General features: G+C 60.3%; 28 protein-coding genes and 1 pseudogene. 14 read left to right on the forward strand and 15 right to left on the reverse strand.

Annotated elements, in window-relative coordinates; translation table 11 throughout:
* The first annotated feature begins 2 nt into the window (after positions 1-2).
* Together HX786_RS03670 and HX786_RS03675 are read left to right on the forward strand one after the other, a co-directional pair.
* Positions 3-281: a carboxymuconolactone decarboxylase family protein gene (locus HX786_RS03670; protein ID WP_087692706.1), complete on the forward strand. Its 279-nt coding sequence runs from the start codon at positions 3-5 to the stop codon at positions 279-281.
* Positions 282-285: 4 nt separating this feature from the next.
* The gene (locus HX786_RS03675) at positions 286-660 is read left to right on the forward strand and encodes a tautomerase family protein (protein WP_178911742.1); all 375 of its coding nucleotides are present in this window, start codon (positions 286-288) and stop codon (positions 658-660) included.
* A gap of 49 nt (positions 661-709) precedes the next feature.
* On the opposite strand, the gene HX786_RS03680 is transcribed toward HX786_RS03675, so the two are convergent.
* Positions 710-1,198, reverse strand: a complete 489-nt coding sequence (locus HX786_RS03680; RefSeq protein ID WP_177047195.1) for a type VI secretion system tube protein Hcp — start codon at positions 1,196-1,198, stop codon at positions 710-712.
* 185 nt (positions 1,199-1,383) lie between these two features.
* Between HX786_RS03680 and HX786_RS03685 the strand changes: the two genes are divergently transcribed.
* Complete coding sequence (locus tag HX786_RS03685) at positions 1,384-2,295, forward strand: NAD synthetase (RefSeq protein ID WP_178911743.1); 912 nt, start codon at positions 1,384-1,386, stop codon at positions 2,293-2,295.
* Between the two features lie 528 nt (positions 2,296-2,823).
* Here HX786_RS03685 and HX786_RS03690 read toward each other — a convergent pair.
* The 3 genes from HX786_RS03690 to HX786_RS03700 form a co-directional block, all read right to left on the reverse strand.
* A complete protein-coding gene (locus tag HX786_RS03690) occupies positions 2,824-3,213 on the reverse strand; it encodes a hypothetical protein (protein ID WP_003215239.1) in 390 nt (129 codons plus the stop codon).
* A gap of 32 nt (positions 3,214-3,245) precedes the next feature.
* Positions 3,246-4,502 (reverse strand): 3-phosphoshikimate 1-carboxyvinyltransferase, encoded by a 1,257-nt coding sequence (aroA, locus tag HX786_RS03695; protein ID WP_178911744.1) that lies wholly within the window; start codon positions 4,500-4,502, stop codon positions 3,246-3,248.
* 100 nt (positions 4,503-4,602) lie between these two features.
* Entirely contained in the window at positions 4,603-5,403 is an 801-nt protein-coding gene (locus HX786_RS03700; protein ID WP_178911745.1) for an isocitrate lyase/phosphoenolpyruvate mutase family protein, read from the reverse strand.
* 174 nt (positions 5,404-5,577) lie between these two features.
* Here HX786_RS03700 and HX786_RS03705 point away from each other — a divergent pair, with 174 nt between their 5' ends.
* Positions 5,578-5,931 (forward strand): DUF1428 domain-containing protein, encoded by a 354-nt coding sequence (locus HX786_RS03705; protein ID WP_003215254.1) that lies wholly within the window; start codon positions 5,578-5,580, stop codon positions 5,929-5,931.
* 212 nt (positions 5,932-6,143) lie between these two features.
* Positions 6,144-6,773, forward strand: a complete 630-nt coding sequence (locus tag HX786_RS03710; protein ID WP_178911746.1) for a lytic polysaccharide monooxygenase auxiliary activity family 9 protein — start codon at positions 6,144-6,146, stop codon at positions 6,771-6,773.
* A gap of 135 nt (positions 6,774-6,908) precedes the next feature.
* On the opposite strand, the gene HX786_RS03715 is transcribed toward HX786_RS03710, so the two are convergent.
* The 5 genes from HX786_RS03715 to HX786_RS03735 all read right to left on the reverse strand — a co-directional run bounded on the left by HX786_RS03715 (position 6,909) and on the right by HX786_RS03735 (position 10,718).
* The gene (locus HX786_RS03715) at positions 6,909-7,463 is read right to left on the reverse strand and encodes a UPF0149 family protein (RefSeq protein WP_008430812.1); all 555 of its coding nucleotides are present in this window, start codon (positions 7,461-7,463) and stop codon (positions 6,909-6,911) included.
* Positions 7,464-7,550: 87 nt separating this feature from the next.
* Positions 7,551-8,804, reverse strand: coding sequence for a chloride channel protein (locus HX786_RS03720; RefSeq protein ID WP_087692701.1), 1,254 nt, complete (start codon positions 8,802-8,804; stop codon positions 7,551-7,553).
* Positions 8,805-8,918: 114 nt separating this feature from the next.
* Complete coding sequence (locus tag HX786_RS03725) at positions 8,919-9,602, reverse strand: anti-sigma factor domain-containing protein (protein WP_008430808.1); 684 nt, start codon at positions 9,600-9,602, stop codon at positions 8,919-8,921.
* Positions 9,599-10,126, reverse strand: a complete 528-nt coding sequence (locus HX786_RS03730) for a sigma-70 family RNA polymerase sigma factor (RefSeq protein WP_102369177.1) — start codon at positions 10,124-10,126, stop codon at positions 9,599-9,601. Before HX786_RS03730 ends, HX786_RS03725 begins: the two co-directional genes overlap by 4 nt.
* A gap of 70 nt (positions 10,127-10,196) precedes the next feature.
* Positions 10,197-10,718 (reverse strand): DUF3455 domain-containing protein, encoded by a 522-nt coding sequence (locus tag HX786_RS03735; protein ID WP_003215266.1) that lies wholly within the window; start codon positions 10,716-10,718, stop codon positions 10,197-10,199.
* Between the two features lie 136 nt (positions 10,719-10,854).
* Here HX786_RS03735 and HX786_RS03740 point away from each other — a divergent pair, with 136 nt between their 5' ends.
* Both HX786_RS03740 and HX786_RS03745 read left to right on the forward strand, forming a co-directional pair.
* Entirely contained in the window at positions 10,855-11,634 is a 780-nt protein-coding gene (locus HX786_RS03740; RefSeq protein WP_178911747.1) for a class I SAM-dependent methyltransferase, read from the forward strand.
* 82 nt (positions 11,635-11,716) lie between these two features.
* Positions 11,717-12,502 (forward strand): sulfite exporter TauE/SafE family protein, encoded by a 786-nt coding sequence (locus HX786_RS03745; protein ID WP_008430805.1) that lies wholly within the window; start codon positions 11,717-11,719, stop codon positions 12,500-12,502.
* On the opposite strand, the gene HX786_RS03750 is transcribed toward HX786_RS03745, so the two are convergent.
* Complete coding sequence (locus HX786_RS03750) at positions 12,499-13,734, reverse strand: acyl-CoA dehydrogenase family protein (protein WP_134326709.1); 1,236 nt, start codon at positions 13,732-13,734, stop codon at positions 12,499-12,501. The genes HX786_RS03745 and HX786_RS03750 overlap by 4 nt on opposite strands.
* Positions 13,735-13,997: 263 nt before the next feature.
* Between HX786_RS03750 and sfnG the strand changes: the two genes are divergently transcribed.
* The gene (gene sfnG / locus HX786_RS03755; protein WP_087692696.1) at positions 13,998-15,089 is read left to right on the forward strand and encodes a dimethylsulfone monooxygenase SfnG; all 1,092 of its coding nucleotides are present in this window, start codon (positions 13,998-14,000) and stop codon (positions 15,087-15,089) included.
* Here the strand turns inward: sfnG and HX786_RS03760 are convergent.
* Positions 15,073-16,173, reverse strand: a complete 1,101-nt coding sequence (locus HX786_RS03760; protein WP_003215276.1) for a GNAT family N-acetyltransferase/peptidase C39 family protein — start codon at positions 16,171-16,173, stop codon at positions 15,073-15,075. The two genes, sfnG and HX786_RS03760, sit on opposite strands and share 17 nt — an antisense overlap.
* A 94-nt stretch (positions 16,174-16,267) precedes the next feature.
* Between HX786_RS03760 and HX786_RS03765 the strand changes: the two genes are divergently transcribed.
* A complete protein-coding gene (locus HX786_RS03765; RefSeq protein ID WP_003215278.1) occupies positions 16,268-17,854 on the forward strand; it encodes a RimK family protein in 1,587 nt (528 codons plus the stop codon).
* A gap of 6 nt (positions 17,855-17,860) precedes the next feature.
* Positions 17,861-18,802, forward strand: coding sequence for a magnesium transporter CorA family protein (locus HX786_RS03770; protein ID WP_178911748.1), 942 nt, complete (start codon positions 17,861-17,863; stop codon positions 18,800-18,802).
* Positions 18,803-18,937: 135 nt separating this feature from the next.
* Here the strand turns inward: HX786_RS03770 and map are convergent, their stop codons facing one another.
* Together map and HX786_RS03780 are read right to left on the reverse strand one after the other, a co-directional pair.
* Positions 18,938-19,693 (reverse strand): type I methionyl aminopeptidase, encoded by a 756-nt coding sequence (gene map, locus HX786_RS03775; protein WP_177042233.1) that lies wholly within the window; start codon positions 19,691-19,693, stop codon positions 18,938-18,940.
* A complete protein-coding gene (locus HX786_RS03780) occupies positions 19,690-19,893 on the reverse strand; it encodes a ParD-like family protein (RefSeq protein ID WP_003215288.1) in 204 nt (67 codons plus the stop codon). The genes map and HX786_RS03780 overlap by 4 nt, the downstream gene beginning before the upstream one ends.
* Before the next feature lie 258 nt (positions 19,894-20,151).
* On the opposite strand from HX786_RS03780, the pseudogene ilvA reads away from it, so the two are divergent.
* Positions 20,152-21,150: pseudogene (gene ilvA, locus HX786_RS03785) on the forward strand (threonine ammonia-lyase, biosynthetic); the annotation flags it as partial.
* Positions 21,151-21,683: 533 nt separating this feature from the next.
* Complete coding sequence (locus HX786_RS03790; RefSeq protein WP_063029815.1) at positions 21,684-21,959, forward strand: DUF1652 domain-containing protein; 276 nt, start codon at positions 21,684-21,686, stop codon at positions 21,957-21,959.
* 11 nt (positions 21,960-21,970) lie between these two features.
* Here the strand turns inward: HX786_RS03790 and HX786_RS03795 are convergent, their stop codons facing one another.
* A complete protein-coding gene (locus HX786_RS03795; RefSeq protein ID WP_102369172.1) occupies positions 21,971-22,369 on the reverse strand; it encodes a hypothetical protein in 399 nt (132 codons plus the stop codon).
* A 153-nt stretch (positions 22,370-22,522) separates the two neighbouring features.
* Complete coding sequence (locus tag HX786_RS03800; RefSeq protein ID WP_008436118.1) at positions 22,523-22,783, reverse strand: DUF2790 domain-containing protein; 261 nt, start codon at positions 22,781-22,783, stop codon at positions 22,523-22,525.
* A 330-nt stretch (positions 22,784-23,113) separates the two neighbouring features.
* On the opposite strand from HX786_RS03800, the gene HX786_RS03805 reads away from it, so the two are divergent.
* Together HX786_RS03805 and aqpZ are read left to right on the forward strand one after the other, a co-directional pair.
* The gene (locus tag HX786_RS03805; RefSeq protein WP_178911750.1) at positions 23,114-24,355 is read left to right on the forward strand and encodes a hypothetical protein; all 1,242 of its coding nucleotides are present in this window, start codon (positions 23,114-23,116) and stop codon (positions 24,353-24,355) included.
* 112 nt (positions 24,356-24,467) lie between these two features.
* Positions 24,468-25,160, forward strand: a complete 693-nt coding sequence (aqpZ, locus tag HX786_RS03810; RefSeq protein WP_177022555.1) for an aquaporin Z — start codon at positions 24,468-24,470, stop codon at positions 25,158-25,160.
* Positions 25,161-25,405: the final 245 nt, after the last annotated feature.

Genomic DNA, 25,405 nt, shown 5'->3' on the forward strand with positions numbered 1-25,405 from the left:
CCATGAGCAACAAATTTACCGAGCTGACCCGCGACGTGCTGTTCGCCGATATCTGGGAGCGCGAGGGCCTGTCGCCCAGGGAGCGCAGCCTGATCACCGTGGCGGCACTGGTGGCGATGTACCGTCTGGAGCAACTGCCGTTTCACTTGCAGCGGGCGGTTGGCAATGGCTTGAGCGTCGAGGAACTGGGTGAAGTCATCACTCACCTGGCGTTTTACTCCGGCTGGCCGACAGCGGCGTCGGCGCTGAACCTGTTGGCAGCCATCCGTCTTGCGGAGTAACCCCATGCCTTACGCTCGAATCTCCCTGCACCGCGGGAAATCCCCTGAATATCTGCAAGCGCTTTCACAGGGATTGCATGACGCCCTGGTTGAGAGCTTCAAGATTCCTGACGCGGATCGCTTCCACGTGATCCACCAGCACGAAATTGGCGAGATGATCATCGACCCCAACTATTTGGGCGGCCCGCGCAGCCACGACTATGTACTTATCGCGATCACGGGCGGTAAACCTCGTGATACCGAGACCAAACGGCGGTTTTACCAGGTGTTGGTGGAGCGGCTGGAGGCTGCGATTGGGCTGAGCCCTGAGGATGTGATGGTAGTGATTACGACGACGGCGGCGGATGAGTGGTCGTTTGCGGGGGGAAAAGGGAATTAGGGGTGTGGGCGCGCCGTCAAGCCGACCGAGTTTGCGCCCGTTTTAATCGTTATATTTTAACGTTCTCGCGGATATTCCAACCGTACTTGAGCGCTCCGCCATCCTTGCCACCATCGGCTTTTTGCGGCTGGTAACTGACCTCGACTTTGGCGAAGTTCAGGCCGACTTCTTCGGTCAGCACATCGCTGGTTGTCACAGCCCCGGTTTCGTAGGACGTCACCATGACTTCCTTGAGCGTAATGACCAGGTACTCCACGGCGCTGGCACCGCCCGCTTTACGAACCACCAGCCGGGCTTCGGGATAATGTTTGCCGGTGGAACACGCCATCATCAGGTTGGGCGTGGACTTGTCCAGAGTCTTGGTAATCGACAGGTTTCTTATATTGACCTTGCCAGCACCGCCACCCGTACCAGAATGCATCGATCCTGATTGTTTCATTCCCCAGCCCCAACTACTGATCTCGATTTCATCACGGTGTGCCTGGTCGTTGGACTCACCCTTGATATCGCCCAGCTTCAAAAACATATCAGTCGCCATTGTTGCTCCTTGTCGTCACTGTCGCCGGTAGTGGCGCGGGGCGTACTTTTCCAATTGGAATGATTGCCCACAAGACGCTGAGATGTGATCGGGAAGTGCCTGTCTGGAAAAGAGGAGTTTTCCGACAATTTTTTAAGCGGATCACTCTTACTCTCTGCGTTCTTGTGCAATCCAGGAGTAAAGGAATGACTTCCAGCGTCTTGAAAGATGGTTTTCCCGCGGCCCATCGCACCACCCGCGAACGGATCGAAGGCAGTATCGACCTCGGCCGATTGTTTGCCGCGATCGATGCCGATCCGGCGATTGCGGGGGCAGGAGTGGTGTACCTCGATGATCAACTGTGGCCGGTGACGTTGCGTGAGTTTCAGCCGATTTGCAGTGTGTTGCCCAAACGGGTGGTTTTGCGTGAAGCGCCGAGGTACATGGCGCGGCTGGATTTTATACGGGAGCTGCAGCAGGAGCCGAGAGAGTCGCAGGTGGTTTTTGAGGCGCTCGGCGCAGGGTTATCCTGTGGTGCTGCCGTATTGGGTTGGCTGGTTTTCTCGGGTGGCTCAGTTGCTACACCGTTTACGGCTGGCGTAAGTACTGCTGTGGCAGGTATGGCTTTCACAGCAGCCGTGGCAAGCTCTTTTCAATGCGGCGCGGGTCTGTACAGGACTCGTAATGAGATGAAAGACCCTGCGATCAACGATGATCTAAATGAAGCTGAGTGGTATCGCTACGTAATGCCGGTACTGGATGGCGTATCGCTTCTAGGAGCTGGCACGTCTGGTTTGACGACGCTGAAACTCATGCGGGCCAGGAAGGTATCAACTGGCAGGAATTGGTTGGAGTTGTCCAAGGACCTGAGTAGGCAACAGAGAAAAGCGTTGACCAGGGAGCTGTTGACGCTTCGAGCCCCTAATATGGGCAGCGCACTACGGAAACTTCAGCAACGCATGGGGACTCTGCCAAAAAGCTACACGGCTACACAATTCAATCAAGCGACGGTCACGCAAATAAAGGATGCGATTGGCGCGTCTATGAGTATTACCGGCAGCGGTTTGTCCGGGAATATTAGAACCGTCGCTATCGGCCTATACGAAGAGTTTGAATGATGGAATTGAGGCATTCACGTCAGGCCTTTCTGGCTCGGTATGGCCCGGTTTTTATTGGTGCTTTTTTTTGCGCGCTTCTTGCGCTTGTTATGGCGAGCGCGCTTTTGGGCAGCACCTATCTACATCGGATTTCTGGTTACCGCAATTACTCGGGTCTTGATATGGGCGTAATGTCAGTGATCTTGTCGGTGGGAAATGCTCTTGTTGTGCGAGGGCGAGCGTGGGGAGTCTGGATAATGGTTGGCTGTTGTGTGCTGAGCTTTTCTGCGGTGATGTTCACTATCAGCTACACACCAGATCTTTTTACTTTCTCGACAGGGCTTTTGTTCTCGCTTCTAGGCCTCTACCTCCTGAACACTAAACGCCACCGCCAAATGCGCGCAGAACTCGTTCTACTTCGTCACGAACGCGAGCGCTACAAAGCCGGCTTTCGGCCCCCGCGTACTCAGGAAATGGCCCAGGCTCGTCTCGAATACAAAACGGCCCGCAGGCTCAAGCGAGAAAATCGCCGCAAATGGAAGGCGGCCCTCAACCCTCGCGAAACAAGTCATGAGCATCCAGCAATCGATACGCAATCTCCGGCCGCTTCTCCATGCCCTTGCGAATCGCCGCCGGAATCGACTGCCGGGTCTTGCGACACAACCCCGGCAAGTCATCGATAACGATCTGAATCCCGCGCATCGTCTTCACTTCCGTATGGCCCGGCGCGATATGCACGCGAATGCCCAGTTGCTGATACATCAGCTGTTGCATGCGCTCAAGATCGGGCAGGCTTTGCAGGTTTTCGAGGCGTTCGAGCAGGCGTTTTTCTTCCTGGCGCGTCAGGTGCAGGATGCGTGCATCGGCGCCGAGAAGGTCGAGCAGTTGCTCACGATTGCAGTCGCAGACGCCGGGTGGGCAGGGTTGGCGAATCGTCATGCAGTCTCCCTCCCGTTACCGGCGCCGGCGGCTTACCAGGTCAGATGGACCCCAAGGCTTTCCAGCTCTTTCCAGTACTCAGGATAGGTCTTGCCGACGCAGTCCGGGTCCTGAATCCTGATCCCCGAGACCTTCAGGCCCGCCAAGGCAAAGCACATCGCGATGCGGTGGTCGGCGTGGGTGTCGATCAGCGCGTTGCACGTGGTGCCCGCCAGGGCCGGATCGCTGGCTACCAGCAAGTCATCACCTTCAATGGTCGCCAGGCCTGGGCGGATTTCATTCAGACCGTCATGCAGGGCCTGCACCCGGTCACATTCCTTGACCCGCAGGTTGGCCAGTTCCGTGAAACGTACCGGCGTGTTGTTGAACGCGGCCAGTACGGCGAGGGTTGGAATGGCATCCTGCATCTGCGAGCCAATGACCACCGGCTGCATCTGCGGGAACTGCGCGATCACTGCCTGGGCCTTGGCATCGGGCTGGGTGAAATCCTGCGGGGCGACACCGAGGTCGATGCGGCCGCCGGTCAACACTTCGGCAGCCCACAAGTAGGTGGCGGCGGAAGCGTCAGGTTCGATCAGGTAATCGTGGGCGGTGTAGCCGGTGGGGGCCACGCGCCAGGTGCTTTCATCGACGATGTCCACCTGGGCACCGAAGGCGCGCATGCAGTCCAGGGTCAGGTCGACATAGCCACGGGCGCCGATGTCCTTGCCGGTCAGCGCTACTTCAATCGGGGCTTCGCCGCACGCCGCCAGCATCAGCAGCGCCGACACATACTGGCTCGACAGGCCGCCGTCGATCTCGAAACGCTTGGCTTGCACGCGGCCAGTGCCATGGACGGTCACGGGTGGGCAACCGGTAGGGCTGTCGACCTGGATGCCATTCTGGCCGAGGGTCGCGAGCAGCGGGCCGATCGGACGCTTTTGCATGTAGGCGTCGCCATCCAGCACCACGGTGCCTTGCACGGTGGCCACGGCGGCGGTGAGAAAGCGCATCGCGGTGCCGGCGTTGCCGAGAAACAACGGCTGCGCCGGCAATTGCAGCTTGCCAATGCTGGTGACGACGAAGGTGGTGTCGTCCGGTTCATCGATCACCACGCCCATCTGCCGCAGGGCCACCGACATGTGGCGGGTGTCATCGCTTTTCAACGCGCCGCTCAGGCGGCTGGTGCCCTTGGCCAGGGCCGCCAACAGCAGGGCACGGTTGGTAATGGATTTGGAGCCGGGGGGCGCTACCTTGCCGTTCAGAGGAAAGTTGGGCGGTGTAACGGTCACGGTTTTCTGCGAACTCAAGGTACAAGGCTCCTGCTTCAAGGCGGGTGGCGTTTGGCGGACACGAATAATCGGCCAAACACGCTACCGTTGTCGAGCGGGGATCGTTCAGAGTCGCGGGTTATGGCGCCATGCGGCCATTCATGTCGCCATAGGTGAACGCCTTGAGCGCGTGCGTATCCAGTTGCCCGGTACGCAGGAAGCCTTCGGCGAGGCTGTGCATGGCGCCATACAGGAATTCGGCGATGCTCGAGCCGGCCGTGAGGCGGCGTACGCCCAAGGCTTGCAGCGTCTCGGGCGCGGGCAGGCCGGCCCAGGCCAGCACGTTGACTGGCAAGTTGGTCGCCTGGCAGAGCTGCTGGATTTCGTGCTCCAGGTGGATGCCGGCGGCAAACAGCCCGTTGGCGCCTGCGCCCTGGTACAACGCGGCGCGCTTGAGGAGTTCTTCAAGGCGCTGTGGCTCCGGGGCCAATCCTTTCAAATACACGTCGCTGCGGGCATTGATAAACAGCTTCACGCCACAGTTGTCCGCCACACGACGGGCAACCTCGATCTTGCGCGCCAGCAGTTCAGGGGTGCCGGCACCGTCCTCGATGTTAATCCCGACGGCACCGGCGTCGATCACCGCCTTGATCACCCGGCCCACGTGCTCCGGGTCGTCGGAATAACCGGCCTCGATGTCCACGCTCAGCGGCACGTCAATCACCCGGGCGATGGATTGCACGGTGCTGACCAGCAACGGCAGAGGCAGTTGATTGCCGTCCTTGTAGCCATGGGTCCAGGCGACTGCGGCGCTGCTGGTGGCGACGGCCTGGCTGCCCAGTTGCGCCACCAGGCGCGCACCGCCGGCATCGGCAACGTTGGGCAGGATCAGCAATTGGGCGTGGTGCAGGGCGTGGAAGGCGGTGGCGTGGGCGGTCATGGCGGGTCAGTCCTTTGAGTGGGCTTTGTTGTTGAAGGCGCCTGTCATATCAAGAATCGGCCCGGCATCGCAATCGATAACACACCACTGGTCGACATTTCCCACGTTGATGTCGATTGAGCGCCTGATGGATCGACTACAGGCACAACAACCCGTCGAATCAGGAGAGTGATCATGTCTTACGTAGATGGCTGTGTCATCGCGGTGCCCACCGCAAACCGCGAACAATTCATCCAGCATGCCAAGGCCGCCGCCGTGGTGTTCAAGGACCATGGCGCGCTGAATATCATCGAGTGCTGGGGCGATGATGTACCTCAGGGGCAGGTGACCTCGTTTCCCATGGCGGTCAAGCTCAAGGAGGATGAAACCGTGGTGTTTTCCTGGATCGTCTGGCCGTCGCGGCAGGTGCGTGACGCCGGGATGAGCAAGGTGATGGAAGACCCGCGCCTGAAGGCAGACGTCAATCCGATGCCGTTTGATGGGCAACGGATGATCTATGGCGGGTTTGAGATGATCCTCAACACCTGAGGCCAGGCGTTCATGGACGGCGGCTGTAGTCCGATCGCCTGTCGCAGGGTAGGACCGACGATAACTCTGGTGCAAGACCAGCGCGAAAACTCTGCAAAACAAGGACTTGACGCGATTTGTCTGACAGAAACGTCGGGTAGACAACCCGGCGAGGTGGGCTAAGTTCAAGGCGCTTCCCATGAGGGGAAGTCTTCAATCAAGGAGTGACTGAAATGAACAAACCCCAGACTCAACTCAGGCATGGTCGCGTCGTGACACCCGCCAGTCGTGGCTCGGTGGCGGTAGAGCGTGGCCTGCTGGAAAACTGGCAAGTCAACGAAATGGAAGGCGGCAAGAACTTCCCGGCCCTCAACGCCGGGCCGTTTCCGGCGCCTTACGAAACCGACGATCAAAGCGTCACGCCCCCCGCCGACGGGCACATCCTCAGCGGCGGCAAGACCGATGCCCGCGACTGTGTGAACTTCACCGACGAAGAAATGGCTAAAAACCTCAACACTCCGTTTAACTGGCCGTTGTTGAATGTTGAAGCCGGCCAGGTGTTCAAGGTGCAGTGGGATTACACCGCCGCGCACGTGACCCGTGGCTATCGCTGGTTGATCACCAAGAACGGTTGGGACCCCAAGCAGCGCATCAGCCGCGCGCAACTGGAGGCCAAGCCTTTCTTCGAGGACTTCTATACCCAGGTGCCGTATTACCAGCACTCGGCCGAACTGAAGGCCAAGGTTGAACATCAGGTGACGTTGCCCAAGGGCAAGAAGGGCCGGCATGTGCTGGTGTTGATGTGGATCGTGGCCAACACCGGCAATGCGTTCTATCAGGCGTTTGACGTCGATTTCAACTAGCGGCAACTGAACCCGGAGGCGAAACAAAAAAATGTGGCGAGGGAGCTTGCTCCCGCTGGGCTGCGGAGCAGCCCTAAAAATCGGGGGCGCTTCGCACCCCAGCGGGAGCAAGCTCCCTCGCCACAGGTGTTGCGTTCAGCGCTGGGCCAACCAGTAGTCGTGCAACGCACGGGCGGCCGGTTCGATAGCGGCTACCCGTTGCTGATGGGCATTTACATCCAGGTCTGCCGGCAGTTCAAAGTTGTCCTGCTCGGCGCACCAGGAAATCTTTTCCAGTTGCCCGGCCTGTTCGGCAGGCAGCTCTGGCCAGTTGCCGATAGCGGCGCCACGGATATAACCAAAGCACCATTCTTCCGCCAGGGTCAGTGGCTGGTCCTGATGCTCGGTTTCCTCGAAACGTGCCTTGAAACCCTGGGCGTCGGTCGCCAGTTGCGTGGCAATGGCGTTCATATGGCGCACGCACAGTTCAAGGAACTGGCCAGCTTCTTCCGGGCTTTCCCAATCCGGGTTCTGCCCACCAAAGATACCGGGGAACCATTCGGCAACCTCCACCTGCGCGGGGCTTGAAACCAGGGCGGTGAAGTAACCGTCGAGCTCGGCCAGGTTCAGCACCGAATGGTCGTCGCCGTACTTGAGCAGGGTGTCGTCGATGAACTCGAAATCGGCGGGGGCGAGGGGTTGGTCGTGCATGGGCATATCCTTTGTGCGTGGAACGCCGCTGATGGGGCGGCTTAAAGCGCGGAGGATGGCGCGTGTCGGGGTTTTAATCCAGCTTCTTCAACGCTTTTCCCACAGGACGCACAGCTTGCTCATGCACATCGAACCTGCCACCGCGAGAATGATCGGCACCAGGAAGTCATGGTCGATGCGGGTGAATTCCGCCACCAGCACGATTGCCGTCAACGGCATGCTCATGCTCGATGCCAGGAACGCCGCCGCACCGATGATCGCGAAAGCCCCCAGCGGCACGCCGGGCCACAGCAGGCTCCAGGCGCCGCCGAGGATGATGGCGAGCAGGGCGCCGTTGGCCAGCGCCGGGGTCAGCAAACCGCCTTCGGCACCGGCGCGCAGGCTGCTCGCAGTGATCAGTACCTTGACCACCAGCAGCACCGCGGCGAGGCCGATGGTCAGCTCATTGTCAAAGCCCAGTTGCGCCGGGCCCTTGCCGTTGCCGAGGATCTGCGGCAGGAAAATCGCCAGGCCCCCGATGATCGTGAAGTTGATCAACGACAGTACCGGCAACCGCCAGCCACGGGCGGCGTTGCTGCGGGCCGCGCCGGTCAGCCGGTTGAATCCGTAGGCGGCCAGGCCAAACACCGGCCCGCAGGCCAGCGCCCAGGCGATCAAGCCAGGGCTGAGCACAAAGTGCGGCACCACGTATTGCGCCTCTGCGCCCAAGCCAATCCAGGCCACCGACGCGCCGATGGCCGAGGTGGCTAACGCAATCACTGCCGCCGGCCAACTGAACACACCCACCAACACTTCGAGCACAAACACCGCGCCGCCCAACGGCACGTTGTACACCGCCGCCAGCCCGGCGCCCGCACCGCAGGCGACGATCAGTCGGTGCATGTCCGGCGCCAGTCGCGCCCGTTGTGACAACCAGGTGGCGGCCAGCGCGCCGACTTCCCGTGGCGCCACTTCACGGCCCAATGGCGAGCCGAGGGCCACAGTGATGATTTGCAGCACGGCGTGGGCGAGGGTGGTCTTGGGCGGCATGATCGGTGCCTGGGCGGAGACCGCTTGCTTGATGCTCACCAACGGGCGGCCATAGCGGTAGATCAACCACCAACCCACACCGGCCACCAGGCCACAGGTGATCAGCACCAGCACCCGGCGTTCGGGCGCGGCGGCGGTGACGCCGAGCAAAAAGGTTTCATGGCTGATCAGGCTGTCGAGGCTGTAGCCGTAGGCCAGATGCTGGATGCCGTGCAGCAGCAAGGCGAGGAGCATGCCGCCCAGGCCGGCGCCGATGCCGGTGAAGATGACGACAAGTGCGAGAATCAGCAGCGAACGGGTTTTTGAGGGCATGAAGGGTCCAGGGAGCCGGGTTTCCGAGCCCGATTCTATAGCGCAATGGTGACGCCATAGCCCCGAGATGTAATGCACATGCGCGAACTGGCCTTCCACAACATTGCATTACGTTCAGATTACTTTAACGGCCCGGCCAATTGCCTGAATCGGACCTGTCGGCTTGCCGGTTTTCGACCCGCCGGGATTTTCCAGGGTCAGTTCAAACAGCTGGTTCGGCGCCAGTGGCGGGAGTTTGTCCAGGGGCACAGATAACGTCTGCCCAGGCTTGACCAAGCCCAGCGACACCGGGCCTTGCCAGTCTTCGCCCTTGGTCCAGAACTGCAGCGTCTTGTCTGCCGGTACTTCCATGATGCCCAGGGGAATCAGCTGGATTTCCTGGGTATTGCTCGCCTGGATTACCCAGCCCGGGGCCTGGTTTTGCGGGGCTACCAGCACCACTACATAAGCGGTCGGGTTGATGGCGGCCGTACGGGTCAACAGCAGTGTCGCCAATACCAGGCTCGCCGCGATGCCGGCACCGGCCAGTCCGCGCCACAACGCCAGCCTGTTCCACCATGAGACCGGCGAGTCCCGGGTGGCTGAATGCCCCAGGCTGCGCTCGATGCGTCGCCATAAATACACCGAAGGCGTTGCCGGGGCTGCCTGTCCAGTCAGTGGCAGCAGGCGCTGTTCCCAGGCGTCCACTGCCGCACGCAAGTCGGCATCGGTGGCCAGGCGCTGTTCCACCTCGGTGCGTTGCTCGGTGGGCAAGGTGCCCAGCACATATTCGCTGGCCAGTTCGTCGATGCTGTTCATGCCATGCACTCACGCAATGCCGCGAGGCTGCGTTTGATCCACGCTTTCACGGTACCCAGCGGGGTGCCGAGTTTGTGCGCGATTTCGCTGTGGGAATAACCGTCTACATACGCATGCAGGATGCAGTTGCGGCGGGCCGGGTCGAGTTGTTCGAGGCAGCTGTAGATCCGCGCCGAGTGCGCCTGATAGTCGAAGGTGTCAGCGCGCTCTGCGCTTTCATGCTCTTCGCTGAGGGGCACTTCGCGTCCATTGCTGCGCACGGCATTTAGCGCCAGGTGCCGGGTCACGCTGTATACCCAGCCGCGGGCCGAGCCTCTGTGCGGGTCAAAACTGGCCGCGCCGTTCCAGACCTTGATGAAGGCGTCATGCACGATATCTTCGGCCACCGCCTTGTCACGCACGATGCGCAACGCGACCCCCAGCAGCCGGCTGCTTTCCTGTTGATACAGCCGGCGCAAGGCCGGTTGTTCGCCACGGGCGCAGGCCAGCAGGCAGGCTTGATAGTCAAAATCGGCTTCAGGCAAAGACAGGTTTCCAGGTGGAGGCCCCGGCGGTGAGCCCGGGGCGCTTTCGCAGCAGCGTAGACGAATCTGGTCAGTTGGCCGCCCAGAAGATGTAATCGGCCTGGTACTTGACCACTTCCTGCTTGCCCTTGTTGGCCGCCGTGCATTCCGTGCCTGGCGCAACGCCGCCCTTGAGGGCCACCCGCTGGATATACGCGACGCCACTCATCGCGCCCTTGCCTTCGGCGGGGTTGGCCTTGACCAGTTGATAAGGCAGGTTGCCAGGGCTGGACGGCGCCACGGCCAACTGGGTGCCGGTGACTTTCGAACCGTCCTTGGCCTGCCAGGTGGCCGGCGGGCCGAAGTAGCTACCGACCTGCTGGCCGCTGCGGTCATTGAGCACCGCCTTGGGACCGACGAAAAACCATTCGGTCTGGCCGGCAGCATTGGCCTTGTCCCGGCATTCGTAGGTGATTTCGCCGACTCCGGTGGTTTCCATGGTCACCTTGTGGCCGTCCGGCACCTTGATGCTGTCGGGTAAACCGGTCTGGGCAAAGGCAGTCGGTGCAGCGGCGAACAGGCAGGTCACGCAGAACAGGGCTTTGGCGTTCATCGGTGTCTCTCCATAAGGGCAGCAAGGCGCTGCTACCTGTACTACCCACGGCACGCGCAAACGGATGCAGCGATTAGAAAATAAATCTTCAAGGGCGCACACTGTGGCCCCCGCACTACCAGAGGAGAGATTGACGATGACCGGTGTTCACAAGTCTGCTCAACAGGGTTTCTCTACTCAGGCCGTCACGTACGCCCAAGGCCGGCCGGACTATCCACGGCAACTCACGGGTTGGCTCACCGACGCCCTGCAGATCAATCCCCACTCCACGGTCATCGACCTGGGCGCCGGCACCGGCAAGTTCACCCGCTTGCTCAGCACCGTGGCGCCGACGTTGATCGCAGTGGAGCCGGTGGAGGCAATGGGCGCGCAGTTGCACAAACTGCTGCCCCAGGTGCGCCTGCTGTCGGGCACCGCTGAAGCCATCCCCCTGGAGGCGGCCACCGCTGATGCCCTGGTGTGTGCCCAGTCGTTCCATTGGTTTTCCACGGAAGCGGCCCTGGCGGAAATTCACCGGGTGCTCAAGCCGGACGGTCGCCTTGGGTTGATCTGGAATGTGCGGGATGAGTCGGTGGACTGGGTCGCGGCGATCACCGAAATCATCACGCCCTACGAGGGCGACACACCGCGCTTTTATACCGGACGTTGGCGCAAGGCCTTTACCGGCGAGTATTTTTCCGCCCCCGAAATGACCTGCTTCCCCTACAGCCATGTCGGCAGCCCCCAGGAAGTGATCATGGACCGCTTCCTCTCCGTGAGCTTTATCGCCGCATTGCCACCGGCAGAAAAGGCGCAGGTGACTGAGCAGTTGCAGTCGCTGATCAACACGCATCCGGCCTTGCGCGGCCGTGAGACGGTTGCGTTTCCGTACCAGACCCAGGCTTATCGCAGCCAGCGCCTGACCGGAAAGGCATAAAGTCAGATCGTTTTGATATAAGTAGTTATAAGAAAAATCGCTATGCTGCGGCCAGAATTTTATAAGGCCGCAGGTAGTGGTAATGGATGTAGGTAATTTTGGTTTCTCGATTGCTGGCCTGATTGTTGGATTTATCGTGGGAATGACCGGTGTAGGCGGGGGCTCGTTGATGACGCCGATCCTGCTCTGGTTCGGCATCAACCCGGCCACCGCCGTGGGCACCGACCTATTGTACGCCGCCATCACCAAGTCCGGCGGGGTGCTGGTTCACAGCAAGAATCGCAACATCGACTGGACCATCACCGGCTGGCTGACCCTGGGCAGCGTGCCCGCCGTGTTGCTGACCTTGTGGTTTCTCAAGAGCCTGGACACCGACCCCGCCGCCTTGAACGCGGTGATCAAGCAGTCCCTGGGCGTGGTCTTGCTGCTGACGGCCACGGCGATCCTGTTCAAGAACAAGCTGTTGGCCTTTGCCCAGCGGCATGCCGGCGACGACTACAAGATGGCGCCGCGCAACCTCAATGCGCTGACCATCATCACCGGCGCTGTCCTCGGTACCATGGTGGCCCTGACCTCCATCGGCGCCGGTGCCCTGGGCACGGTGGCGCTGTTTATCCTGTACCCGTTCCTGGCCACCAAGCGCCTGGTGGGTACCGAAATCGCCCACGCCGTGCCGCTGACCCTGGTCGCCGGCCTCGGCCACGCCAGCATGGGCAACATGGACTGGACCCTGCTGGGCTTCCTGTTGCTGGGCTCGCTGCCGGGGATTTATGTCGGCAGCCACATGGCCGGCAAGGTCCCGGACGGGATATTGCGTCCTTGCCTGGCGTTCATGCTGGTGATGATCGGCTTCAAGCTGGCGTTTTAACGCGCCGGCCCATTGCCGATCTGCCACACAAACGGCGGCTCGGTGCGGTTGATCACCCAGTCGCCGACAATCCGCGCCTTGTAGATCACCGGGTTGTGGGACGACACGGTGCGGGCGTTGCGCCAGTGCCGGTCGAGAGCTTTGCCCTGGCGCACATCCGAAGCCCCCAGTGCGTTGAACAGTTCAGTGGTGGCGCGCTGGATCAGTTCCGAGACTACCACCTGCGCCGTGGCTGATTCGATTTCGGCGGCCACATTGGCTTCGTGCTCCACGGCATCGTCCCCACCGAACCGCGCCACATAAGCCCGCTGCGCTGGAACTGCGGCTTTCAATGCGCTGGCTTCGGCGGCGTATACCAGTGCTGCAACTTCACCCACCACCTGCTGAATCTGCGAGTCCTGGCTCACATGGGCGGCATTGCCATGGCTGTAGATCCGTTTGCGGCTGCGCACCTGATGCGCCACATCCTTGAGGGCCGCGCGGCCGATGCCGGCGAGGGTGGCGAGCAGCACCAACTGATAGAACGCAGTCTGATATTTGAAGCGCGTGGCAAAGTCGATGACGTTTTCCGCCTCCACCACCGCATCGGTAAAACGCGAGGTGCCGCTGCCGGTGGTACGTTGGCCAAAGCCGTCCCAGTCATCGCTTTGCGCCACGCCGGGCTGGCGGGTGCGGGTGGCGGCAATCACATCGCCGCCGGTGTCGCTGCGTTGGGCGTAGACGTCGATCCAGTCGGAAAACAGGCTGCCGGTGCTGTAGAACTTTTCACCGTTGAGTTTCCATTTGTCGCCGTCGGGGCTGACTTTAGTGACGACATCGCCGATGGCCACGCTGCCGATTTCGGTCCAGGCGCAGCCCACGATGTCACCGTCGACAAAGCGTTTGAACCAGAGGTCTCGCGCCGCGCCGGGGGCGGCATTCAGGCGGTCTTCGGCAAACGCGAAGTGCCCGCGCAGGGCCTGGGGCACGTTGGAGTCGGCTTCGGCCAGTTCGATCAGCAGTTCGAATAGCTGAGGCAGGGAGGCGCCGCCACCGCCGTATTCCACCGGGACGCGCACGGCGCCAAAGCCGGCTTGCTTGAGCCATTGGATCGGCTCGTAGGGCAGGGCGCGGGTTTGTTCGCGCTCTAGGGCACCCTCGGCGATGCGCTGGAAAATCGGCCGGAAGCGTTCGGCCAGGGCGTGATAATCGACGCCGGTGGACAGTGGATTGATCACGTGATGTTCGGTCATGGGGACGGTTCCTGGGCAGTGAGATAGGTGAGCTATTGCACGGTCCATGCCGGGCGCGAAGGCACGTATTTACGGGACGGGTGCCGATTCAACTGTTGTTCCTGCAACAGCAAAACGACAAACCGCTGCAATCCATGACAGCTCGGAACAGGCTGCTTTTCGCCTGTTTCCGCGCTCGAAGGCCGGTAGTGCGGGCCTCTCACGCCCACTGGCACAGTTGCTGCTCCACACCTCGTACATGCCAATCCGCGAGGTACAGTCCAATGAGTCAGCAAGCCGTCAAATTTGCCTACTGGGTGCCCAACGTCAGCGGGGGGCTGGTGGTCAGCAAGATCGAACAGCGCACCCACTGGGGCATCGACTACAACCGCAAGCTGGCGCAGTTGGCTGAAGAAGCCGGCTTTGAATACGCCCTGACACAGATTCGTTTCACCGCCGGTTATGGCGCCGAATACCAGCATGAGTCGGTCGCGTTCAGCCATGCGTTGCTGGCGGCCACCACCAAGCTCAAGGTGATCGCGGCAATCCTGCCGGGCCCCTGGCAACCTGCGCTGGCGGCCAAGCAACTGGCAACCATCGACCAACTCACTAACGGCCGCGTTGCCGTCAATATCGTCAGCGGCTGGTTCAAGGGCGAGTTCCAGGCCATCGGCGAACACTGGCTGGAGCATGACGAGCGTTATCGCCGTTCCGAGGAATTCATCCGCGCCCTGAAAGGCATCTGGACCCAGGACAACTTCACCTTCCGGGGTGATTTCTACCGCTTCGACAACTACAGCCTCAAGCCCAAGCCACTGGGCGAGCCCCACCCGGAAATCTTCCAGGGTGGCAGTTCGCGGGCCGCGCGGGACATGGCGGCACGGGTGTCGGACTGGTACTTCACCAACGGCAATACCCCGGAAGGCATCAAGGCCCAGGTCGATGACATTCGCGCCAAGGCGGCGGCCAATAACCATTCGGTGAAAGTCGGTGTGAATGCGTTTGTGATCGCTCGCGACACCGAGGAAGAAGCCCGCGCCGTGCTCGCGCAAATCATCGAGCAGGCCGACCCGGAAGCCGTCAACGCGTTTGGCGATGCGGCGAAACAGGCGGGCAAGGCGTCACCGGAAGGTGAGGGCAACTGGGCCAAGTCGACCTTCGAGGATCTGGTGCAATACAACGACGGCTTCAAGACCAACCTGATCGGCACCCCGCAGCAGATTGCCGAGCGCATCGTCGCCTTGAAGGCGGTCGGCGTGGACCTGGTACTGGCCGGCTTCCTGCACTTTCAGGAAGAAGTGGAATACTTCGGCAAGCGTGTATTACCGCTGGTGCGCGAACTGGAAGCCAAGGCCGGGATCAAGCAAGTCGCCTGAACACCACCACCGCTGCCCGCAATTTGTTATTGCCGAACCGGCACATTCGCTCGAACTCCCCATGGCTGACCGGCAGGTGCTGGCAGTCCATGGGCTGGCGATGCTGGCTGTGGTCCACGTCCGGGTCGTGCAGGTACACGAAGTCTTCGTCGCAGTCGGTGACGATTACCCAGTGGGGTGACTTGGAGCGGGTCAGCCGGTAGCTGCTGATCAACACCAGCGGCTGGCCGCCTTCGCGCAGCACCTGGGGTAAATCCAGCGGGCCGCCGAGCACTTGCTCAACGTCGCTCAAGGCCAACTCTTCCTCGAAGGCGTCATGCACCAAACGCATGACGTCTTTTTTATGCTGATCACGCACCCCGTCGAGAAACAACGGCCCGCTGACATTGACCTGCATGCGCACCCGAAAGCCCCGGCGCCAGGCGGCCAGCGCCAAACCCTGGGGGCTGCAGCCGCCATGGCCGGCGGTCATGAACACGGTGGTTGCCTCGCGCCAGATCTGCAGTTCTTCCCGGCGCTGGGCCACCCGCGCAGGTTCCAGGGCACCCATGGCCATCAGCAGGCTGGCGGCGCCGCAGGTGAAGTCGGTGGTTTGCTGGTAGTAGGGCACGCTCAAGGCGCGCGCGTCCTGGTGCTGGAGGATGCGTTTCTCCAGGCGCAGGGCCGGGGCGTGGTCTTCGTAGTAGTCGTTGACCAGGGCAAAGCGCCGGTAGCCGTTGCGCTCATACAGGGCGATGGCGCCGGGGTTGTCGGTACGCACTTCCAGGCGCAGGTAGGCGCAGTCATGCTCCACCGCACAGGCTTCGATGCGCGTCAGCAGTTGTTTGCCCAGGCCCAGGCCCCGGGAAGACTCGGCGATGGCGATGGAGTACAGGCGCGCCAGCGAGGTGCCACGGTGGAACAACACCAGGGCGTAGCCCAGCAATTCGCCGTGTTTTTCTGCCACCAGCAGTTGCCCGTGGGCGCGACTGACCATCCACTGGAAGCTACGGGTGGAGAGCCGGTCCGTGGTGAAACAGTGCTGTTCCAATGCCACCAATGCAGGCACGTCATCGGGTGTTGCAACGCGAAAGGAAAGAGCCATATGACCGCCGTAAAAGTTGCGTAACGAAACGGGACTTCTCTAAAAGATCGTGCTTAATAGAAAAGGTCTAGTTCTCTAAAGCGGATCAATCAATATGTCAGCGGTACAAGGTCATTGGCGTGAAGTATCCGAGCAAACAGTGGCGGCGACAATAACTTCCAACGGTTATTTTTCCAGCCCTCCCAAGAGTGCAAGTCAAGTCGTGATCATTGTCGAGCGCAAGGAAGACTGGGCCTCGTACTTCCCCAGCGAAGACATCGTCACCGCCCAGGAATACCTTGAGCAAACCCGGGAAAACGAGACGGGCAAGCGCGTGCAGGTGATCAACCTGTGCCGCAGCTACAAGTACCTGGGGCACGGCTATTACTGCTCGCTGCTGGCCGAGGCGCGGGGGCACAAGGTGATTCCGTCGGTGCGCACCATCAGCGAACTGACGAAAAAGTCCCTGTACGGCCTGGCCCTGGATGACCTGGATAAAACCCTCGATAAAGCCTTGAGTCATCATCTCTACAGCAACACCGAAGGCTTTACCCTGACACTTTACTTTGGCCGGACCAATATTGAACCCTTGCAGGATCTGGCCCGCCAATTGTTTGAAGCGTTTCCCTGCCCGATCCTGTTAGTTGAGTTTCGCAAGAATAACGGCTGGCACATCGAAGGCATCAAGTCTGGCGTATTGCACAAATTGCGTGATGACCAGGAAGACCAATTCGCGAATGCCCTGGACAACTTCAGCCGCAAGATCTGGCGTCAACCGCGCTCCCGCCGTCTGGCCCGCTATGACCTGGCGATCCTGCACGACCCGCAGGAACAACTGCCGCCGTCCAACGCCCGCGCCCTGGAAAATTTCGTCCGGGTCGGCAAGGGGCTCGGCATCGACGTGGAACTGATCGAACGCAAGGACTACGCCCGCCTGGCCGAATACGACGCCCTGCTGATCCGCGAGACCACCAGTGTCGACAACCACACCTATCGCTTCGCGAAAAAGGCCGAAAGCGAAGGGCTGGTGGTGATGGACGACCCGGCCTCGATCCTGCGCTGTACCAACAAGGTCTACCTCACGGACCTGCTGAAAAGCCATCAACTGGGCATGCCCGCCACCGAAATTCTCTACAAGGAGCGACCCGAAGATTTCGAAAGGGTGGGTGAGCGCCTCGGCTTCCCGCTGGTGCTGAAGATCCCCGACGGGTGTTTCTCCCGCGGCGTGATCAAGGTCGAAAGCCAGCAAGCGCTGCTGACCGCCACCGCCGAACTGTTCGAGCATTCCGTGTTGCTGCTGGCCCAGGAATTTTTCTACACCGAGTACGACTGGCGCATCGGCGTCCTCAACCGCAAACCGATCTTTGCCTGCCAGTACTTCATGTCCAAGGGGCATTGGCAGATCTACAACCACAAGGCCATCGGCCAGGACATCAACGGCGAGTGCCGCACCCTGGCGGTTCACGAAGCCCCCAAGGCGGTGGTGGAACTGGCGGTAAAAACCGCCAACCTGATCGGCGACGGCCTGTACGGCGTCGACCTCAAGCAGTCCGGCGACAAGGTGGTGGTGATCGAGGTCAACGACAACCCCAACATGGACGCCGGCATCGAAGATGCCTACCTGCAAGACGACTTGTATTCCCTGGTACTGGAAGAGTTCGTGCGACGCCTGGAGTTGAAGCGTCAAGGCCAGGTGTGGTGACGCGCGATGATCCAGCGCTTTGAATTAACCGATGGCAAGTTGTACAACAGCCTGGGGGACGGCGGGGATGTCTTGCTGTTCAGCAATCCTGACCCCCACGAGCGCAAGTACCTGCGCGACTGCTACAAGCTCGATGAACATGCCCTGGCCTCGGCGCTGGACCCGGACGAAGTGTCGCGCATCGAGTTCCACCCCGATAACCTGTTCCTGATCTGGAAGCGCCCGGAGAACTATTCGGGCGGCGGCAACCTGGTGTTTGAAGTGGCGTCCTGCGGCCTGCTGTTTTCCGGGGAACAACTCCTGGTGATCGCCACCGACGACAGCCAGCTCTCCGGGCTGGGTGCGCGCCGGCCATTGCGCACGCCGCTGGATGTGTTGCTGGACTTGTTGCTCAACAACATCCATCACTACCTGGGCCACCTCAAGGTGATCAAGATGGTCGCCCGGGAACTGCAGCAGCAGTTCAATGCATCGATGAGCAATCGCCACCTGATGCAGATGTTCAACCTCAGCGAAAGCCTGATCTATTACATCAACGCCCTGCACAGCAACGGCGCGGTGCTGACGCGCCTGCGCAACCATGGGGAAAAGGAACATTTCAGCGCTGAAACACTGGGCCTGATCGATGACCTGATTATCGAGAACAACCAGTGCTACAAGCAGGCGGAGATTTACTCCAACGTGTTCTCCGGGCTGATCGACGCCCGGGGCAACCTGATGAACAACAGCATGAACAACCTGCTGCGCAAGCTGACGCTGATCAACGTGGTGTTCCTGCCGTTGAACCTGATCGCCAGCGTGGGCGGGATGTCGGAGTTCAGCATGATGACGGCGGGCACGCCGTGGTGGATTTCGTACCCATTGTTCATGGCCGCGATGGGACTCGGGGCGGGGTTGATGGTGCTGGGGTTGAAGCGGATTGCGGGGAGTGGCGACAAGGCAGTATGACTAAAATCCTGAATATCACTGAGGTCTAAATGTGGGAGCGGGCTTGCTCGCGAAAGCGGTGGATCAGTCACTGTAGATGGCGACTGTCACACCGCTTTCGCGAGCAAGCCCGCTCCCACAGGGGATGTGCGCCATTCAGACGTCCGGCTGCAACGTCAGCACCTCAAACCCATCCCGCGTCACCGCCACCGTATGTTCCCACTGCGCCGACAAGCTGTTGTCCCGCGTCACCACCGTCCAGCCATCCTTCAAGCTGCGCACCTTGGCGCTGCCCTGGTTGAGCATCGGCTCAATGGTAAACACCATGCCTTCACGCAGTTCGAGCCCGGTACCGGGGCGGCCGAAGTGCAGGATCTGCGGGTCTTCGTGCATCTCGCGGCCAATGCCATGCCCGCAATATTCACGCACCACGCTGTAGCCGTTGCTCTGGGCATGGTTCTGGATGGCGTAGCCGATATCCCCCAGGCGTGCGCCGGGCTTGACCTGGCGGATGCCGGCCCACATCGCTTCAAAGGTCATTTCCACCAGGCGCCGGGCCTTGGGCGAGACATTGCCGATCATGTACATCTTGCTGGAGTCGGCGATATAGCCGCCTTTCTCCAGGGTGATGTCGATGTTGACGATGTCGCCGTCCTTGAGCACGGCCTTGGCGCTGGGCATGCCATGGCACACCACCTCGTTGATCGAGGTATTGATGCAGAAGGGGTAGTCGTACTGGCCCAGGCTCGCCGGTCGTGATTGCAGGTCATTGCGGATGAAGGCTTCCACCGCGCTGTCGATCTCCAGGGTCGACTGGCCGGCGGCGACAAAACCGTCGAGCATGGTAAACACCTGGGCCAACAGGCGGCCGGATTCGCGCATCACGGCAAGTTGTTCGGTGGTCTTGATCATTCGCTGCGCCCCCGGATCAGGTCGGGCTTGTCCAGCAACAGTTTGTTGATCAGGTCGTTATAGGCCAGGTGTGGATTGAGTTCGGCGAGCAGGCCGATCTTGATCCAGAACTCGGCCTGGGCGTTGATGGAACGGTCCATGGTGGCGCTGGCCAGACGGAGTTGTTCGTGCAATTGGTCGGTGATCTTGACGATGCCCATGAGCTTCACTGTGCAGAGTTGATATACAAAGCGTATACGTTTCGTATGCTCTACGTAAAGCCTGGCGTTTCGCCATTGACTTGCCCGGTGGCGCCGGTTAATTTTGATTCATGACATTTCAAACCTTTCGTTGCCAGCCAAGCATTATTACCGCCATTCCTCATTTGGCGGGATAGCGCTCGGCTGTACCCAAACCCGCCCTAGAGGCGGGTTTTGTTTTTCCGTCTCCAGGGCCCTGCAAACACCCAGGAGACATCCATGAGTACCCGCCCCGCGAGCCAGCCCCAGGATTCGGGATTGCTTGAGCACTACGTGAAGAAGATCCTGGCCGCCCCGGTCTACGACCTGGCGGTGCGTACGCCGTTGCAGGTGGCGCCGGCGCTGTCGGCATTGCTGGGCAATCAGATCCTGCTCAAGCGCGAAGACCTGCAACCGACCTTTTCCTTCAAGATTCGAGGCGCCTACAACAAACTGATGCAGCTCAGTGCCGAGCAAAAGGCGCGAGGCGTGATCACTGCTTCTGCGGGTAATCATGCCCAGGGCGTGGCATTGGCGGCGCGGGAGTTGGGGATCAAGGCGACGATTGTCATGCCGTGCACCACCCCGGAGTTGAAAGTGTTGGGCGTGCGCTCCCGAGGCGGCGAGGCGGTGTTGCATGGGGCCAGCTTTCCGTTCGCCTTGGCCCATGCGTTGCAATTGGCCGAGGCCACCGGCAGTACGTTTGTTTCGCCGTTCGACGACCCGGACGTGATTGCCGGGCAGGGCACAGTGGGGATGGAAGTGCTGCGTCAGCAGCAGGGCCCGCTGGACGCGATCTTCGTCCCGGTGGGCGGCGGCGGGTTGATCGCCGGTATCGCGGCCTACGTGAAATACCTGCGGCCCGAAGTGCGCATCATCGGCGTCGAGCCCGAAGGCTCCAGTTGCCTGCTGGCAGCCTTGCGCGCTGGGAGCCGGGTGGTGTTGCCGAGTGTCGACAGCTTTGCCGATGGCACGGCCGTGGCCCAGATCGGCGCCTATGGTTTTGAAATCTGCCGGCACCATGTGGATGAAGTGATCACCGTCAGCAATGACGAACTGTGCAGTGCCATCAAGCTGATCTACGACGATACGCGCTCGATCACTGAGCCTTCAGGTGCCCTGGCTGTCGCCGGTATCCGCAAGTATGTCGGGAAGACTGGCCTCCAGGGGCAAACATGGGTGGCGATCAACTCCGGGGCCAATATCAACTTCGATAGTTTGCGGCATGTTGCTGAACGAGTGGCTGCTCAGACAGGTTAAACGTTTAACCTAAAGACTGTTTAATTTAGTTACATTCATCCGTTTGGATAGTGGTTATGAAGGCGTCAAAAAGTTTGTTGCGGGCACTTATAGCGAGCGGTCTTTCAATTTGCATGATGCCAAGGGAGGCTCATTGCAAGACGCATGAATCGACGGCACGTAATTTTGTCCGAAAGCCCCGATTTGTCTGGGGCGCAGGGCAGTGCGTATGGCGGCACGTTTAATGCTTTATAAGATCCTGTTACAACTCTGAATGAGCTACAAGCACGACGGTTCATACCTCAAACGGGAGGGTTGATGGCGGTCTGCCACGTAACTTATATAAGTAATGTCGTCGCTTATGAGGAAAGGATCCAACGCATTTCGAGCGAGCCTAGTACGCTGGGTAAGCAAAGCCGTCTGCCAGGGCTGGTCAGGCGCAAACGGCGAGCGTGTCACCGCGTTCGCCAGCCGTACGAATAAAGAATATTGATAACAATCGATTGGCAATCTCATAAAAGGAGAGGTCGGCCATGCTTTCGGATCTGGAATTACGCGGCATTATTGAAGGAAGTTTTCTGCCTAAGCGCTGTGAAGTCACCAAGGCGCCAGACGCCTCGCTGACGGTGAAGGTTTATCACGAGATCGACCATGACCGGGTCGACTTGGTGGTCACCGGCATTTGCGCGAACAAGCTCGACAGCAGTCGGGCGATCTGCAATTTGATTACCGAGTTGCGTGAAGACCTCAAGCACACCCACACCCATGCCCCGGCCCTCAAACGAGCCGGTGCGCGTCCTTTCTATTAAACGGACGTCTATTAAACGGACGGTTGAGCTTCAATCAGTGAAGACTTGCGGGCCTGGAGAAACGCCAGGCCCAACGCCGTTTCCGTGATCACCGCCAGCAAAATCCCCGGGCCCGCATGGCCGCTGATCCATTCGCTGATCCCCAACATCGCCAGCACAAAACAGCCGATCGCAAAGCCGGAGGTCATGGCATGCCGTGTCGCATCAGGTGGGGAATGGCGGGCGCGGTAAAACATGATGCCAATGGCCAGGAACAGCGCGGCGTTGCGTCGGGCGACCAGGCCGGTGGCACTGGAGTATTCAACACTCCACACCCACAGGAGCAGGTCCGGGCGCAAACCCCAGATCAGCGCGAGGGCAAAGCACAGCAGGGCAGTGAAGGTAGCGAGGGGACGGAAGTGCACTTGCATGGCGAATCCTTTCAGCCGTAACGAGCGCTCAAGGATACCCCTGTAGGAGCGAGCTTGCTCGCGAAGAACGCAAGGCCCGCGTACATTCAGGATGCCCGCGTTTCGCTGGAGTCTTTCGCGAGCAAGCTCGCTCCTACAAAAAAGCCGATCGGTTCAATTCTGGAAATCACAGGCTTCCGACAGTTTGCGATAGCCCACGTCCTGGACTTTCCCTTGACTGTCCACGAACTTGATATCGGCCTTGATCACCTTGCATTCATTGGTATCGGTTTCATGCATGGCAAGCACCTTCTGCACATCCATCTTCTCGCCGTAGTGATAAGGCGTGACGACGGGTGCGGTGTCAGCCTGCGCCATCCCCGTTACAGCCGTCAGGGCCAGTGCAGCACCGAGCATTAACGTACGCAGTTTCATGGTGTTTCTCCGCAAGTCGTTCGCAGGCTCAACAACGTGATGAGCCGCGGCCGCCCTGGGCAACGGTTGGAGCCGTGCGAGTGCGGTCGAATCAACTGTCTTCCCGGGGGATTAACCATCGATTAAGTGAGGCTTTACTGACAAAAGCTTCATCTTCATGGGGGCGTGGGCTGCGTGAGGGAAGCATCTATTACGCCTTTTTTTATCACCTCACAACCTGTCAACTCTGACAGTTGTCTGTCCTGGGAACTGTGCCATAACTAGGTTGCCCCGGCGCTTGAAACGTCTCACCCGCCGGCCATCAAACTGGCCTCCAAGGAAAGAATAGCCATGAACAATTTGATCAACCGCACGCTGGTTCTCGCGATGGCGGGTGCAACTGCCTATACAGGCGCTGTCAGCGCAGCAACATTCGTCGGTGAAGGCACGGCTGCCGGGAAGCAATGTGTTTCCTTGGCGGTCAACAACTCGGGCGTTGTGGTGGGTACCTGTACCCCGGGCACTACTTCGGGGCCATCCGTGGCGTGGGTCGCGTCCACGGCAGGCACTGAAGTTCCGCTACCGCCATTGGTGAGTGGCCAAGGCTGCACCGCCGTGGCTATAGACAATAACGGACAAATAGCGGGCTCATGCAAAATGGCAGACAATCGAGCCACCGCCGTCATCTGGAACAGCGCTACGCCGGGCGCTGCGCCGGTGGCGTTGCAAGCCGTCTCGGTATTGGGCACTGGATTACTGCCTGAGGCGCGCACTGTCATTAGTGCCTTCAACCAGAGCGATGTATTGGCCGGGGCGAGCTTAAGCGGTACCGGTGACGCAACGGCAGTGTTGTGGTTTTCCGGGAGTACAGCCCCGCTTCAAGTGTCCGCCCTGCACGACAACTGCTTTCCCGCCGACATCAACAACACGCCTATAAACGGTGTGCCCACCGTTGCGCTCGACTGCCCGAATCCTGCGTCTGGCAACACCGTCGCCAAAGTCGTGCAGAAAACCGGGCTACTGGGCACCCTGGTCACGACGCCCTTGACCACACCTGCCGGTAGCACGGGCTGCAGCGTAAGCAGCGTAAACAATGCAGTGCAGTTGCTGGGCACTTGCCACTTCTCGGCGCCGGATGTGCCCCAAGCCGTCTACTGGCCCAATCCAAGCGCCACGCCGGTTCAGTTGAGCAGCATCAGCGGTGTATCGGGGGCACCTCGAATCACCGGTTTGCGGTTGAACAATAACGGGCATGCCGTTGTGTCGTACCAGGACAGCAATGGCCATCATCTGTTGGCCTTCTGGACGCCTTCGTCGGGCAGCACTCAGTTGATCCCGCCGTTGGCAGGCGGCACACATATAGGCTTCGTGGATTTGAGTGATAACGACGTCGTGGCACTGACCAGCGAAAATGCCGGCGAGCATCACCAGGCCGCCACCTGGACTTCTGCGGCGGGAACCGTGGCCATTCCACAGTTCGGCGGCGGTCAGGAAAGCGGTCTGACGGCGATATCCCCGAACGGCACTTATGTGGCAGGCGGTGCTGAAGACAGCACGGGCACCGACGATGCAGTCGTTGCAACGCTGCCATAGAAAAAGGCTCACCGGTTTACCGGACAAGTCTGATACAGCCAAGTTAATCGCTTTTGCTACCGTCGCCGCCAGGCCCATCAATCGGATGGCGTTGGCATTGGGTGGAGTTGGTTTGCAAAAGAAAATCGCAGCAGAGTTTCTAGGGACGTTCTGGTTGACCTTCTGCGGGTGCGGCAGCGCGATACTGGCCGCGGCGTTTCCGGAGCTTGGGATCGGCTTTGCCGGTGTCGCCCTGGCCTTTGGCTTGACGGTGCTGACCATGGCCTACGCGGTGGGCAGTATTTCCGGTGCGCACTTCAACCCGGCGGTGACCATCGGCCTATGGGTGGGGCGCCGGATGCCGGGCGTTGACGTGGTGCCGTACATCATTGCCCAAGTCGCCGGTGCGATTGTCGCCGCCGCCGTGTTGGCGCTGATCGCCAGTGGTCGTCCGGGGTTTGAAGTGGGCGCTTTCGCCGCCAACGGCTATGGCCAATTGAGCCCCGGGCATTACAGCCTGCTGGCCGCGTTGGTGGTCGAGGCGGTGGCGACGTTCTTTTTTGTGTTCATCATCATGCGTGTCACCGGCCCGGGTTCGGCTGTCGGGTTTGCGCCGATTGCCATTGGCCTGACCCTGACGCTGATTCACCTGGTGGCCATCCCCGTCACCAACACCTCGGTCAACCCGGCGCGCAGCACCGGGCCGGCATTGTTTGCCGGCGGGGAATACCTGATGCAGTTGTGGCTATTCTGGGCGGCACCGATAGCGGGTGCGGTGGTGGGCGCCATCGTTGCCCGGGCGGTTACCCGCGCTAGGGAAGCGTGAGCCTACCAGCTCATGCGTACCTGCGCATTACCGCTGAAACCTCCAGCGTATAGATGTCCAACTGGGTCTCCTCACATCTTCCAGAATTGCCTTTGTGTCGACGGGCGTTGCGCCTGGAACCAACGCGGCCAACACGATCCCGTGCTGCGCAAACCAAGTGTCCGGCTCATGCTGGCCACTTCAATAGTGCAAATTCACCCCTATGCGTGTATATCCGACAGCTTTTCTCGCTCCCGTGCGGCAAC

The sequence above is a fragment of the Pseudomonas sp. 21615526 genome, from assembly GCF_013386245.1.
Lineage (GTDB): Bacteria > Pseudomonadota > Gammaproteobacteria > Pseudomonadales > Pseudomonadaceae > Aquipseudomonas.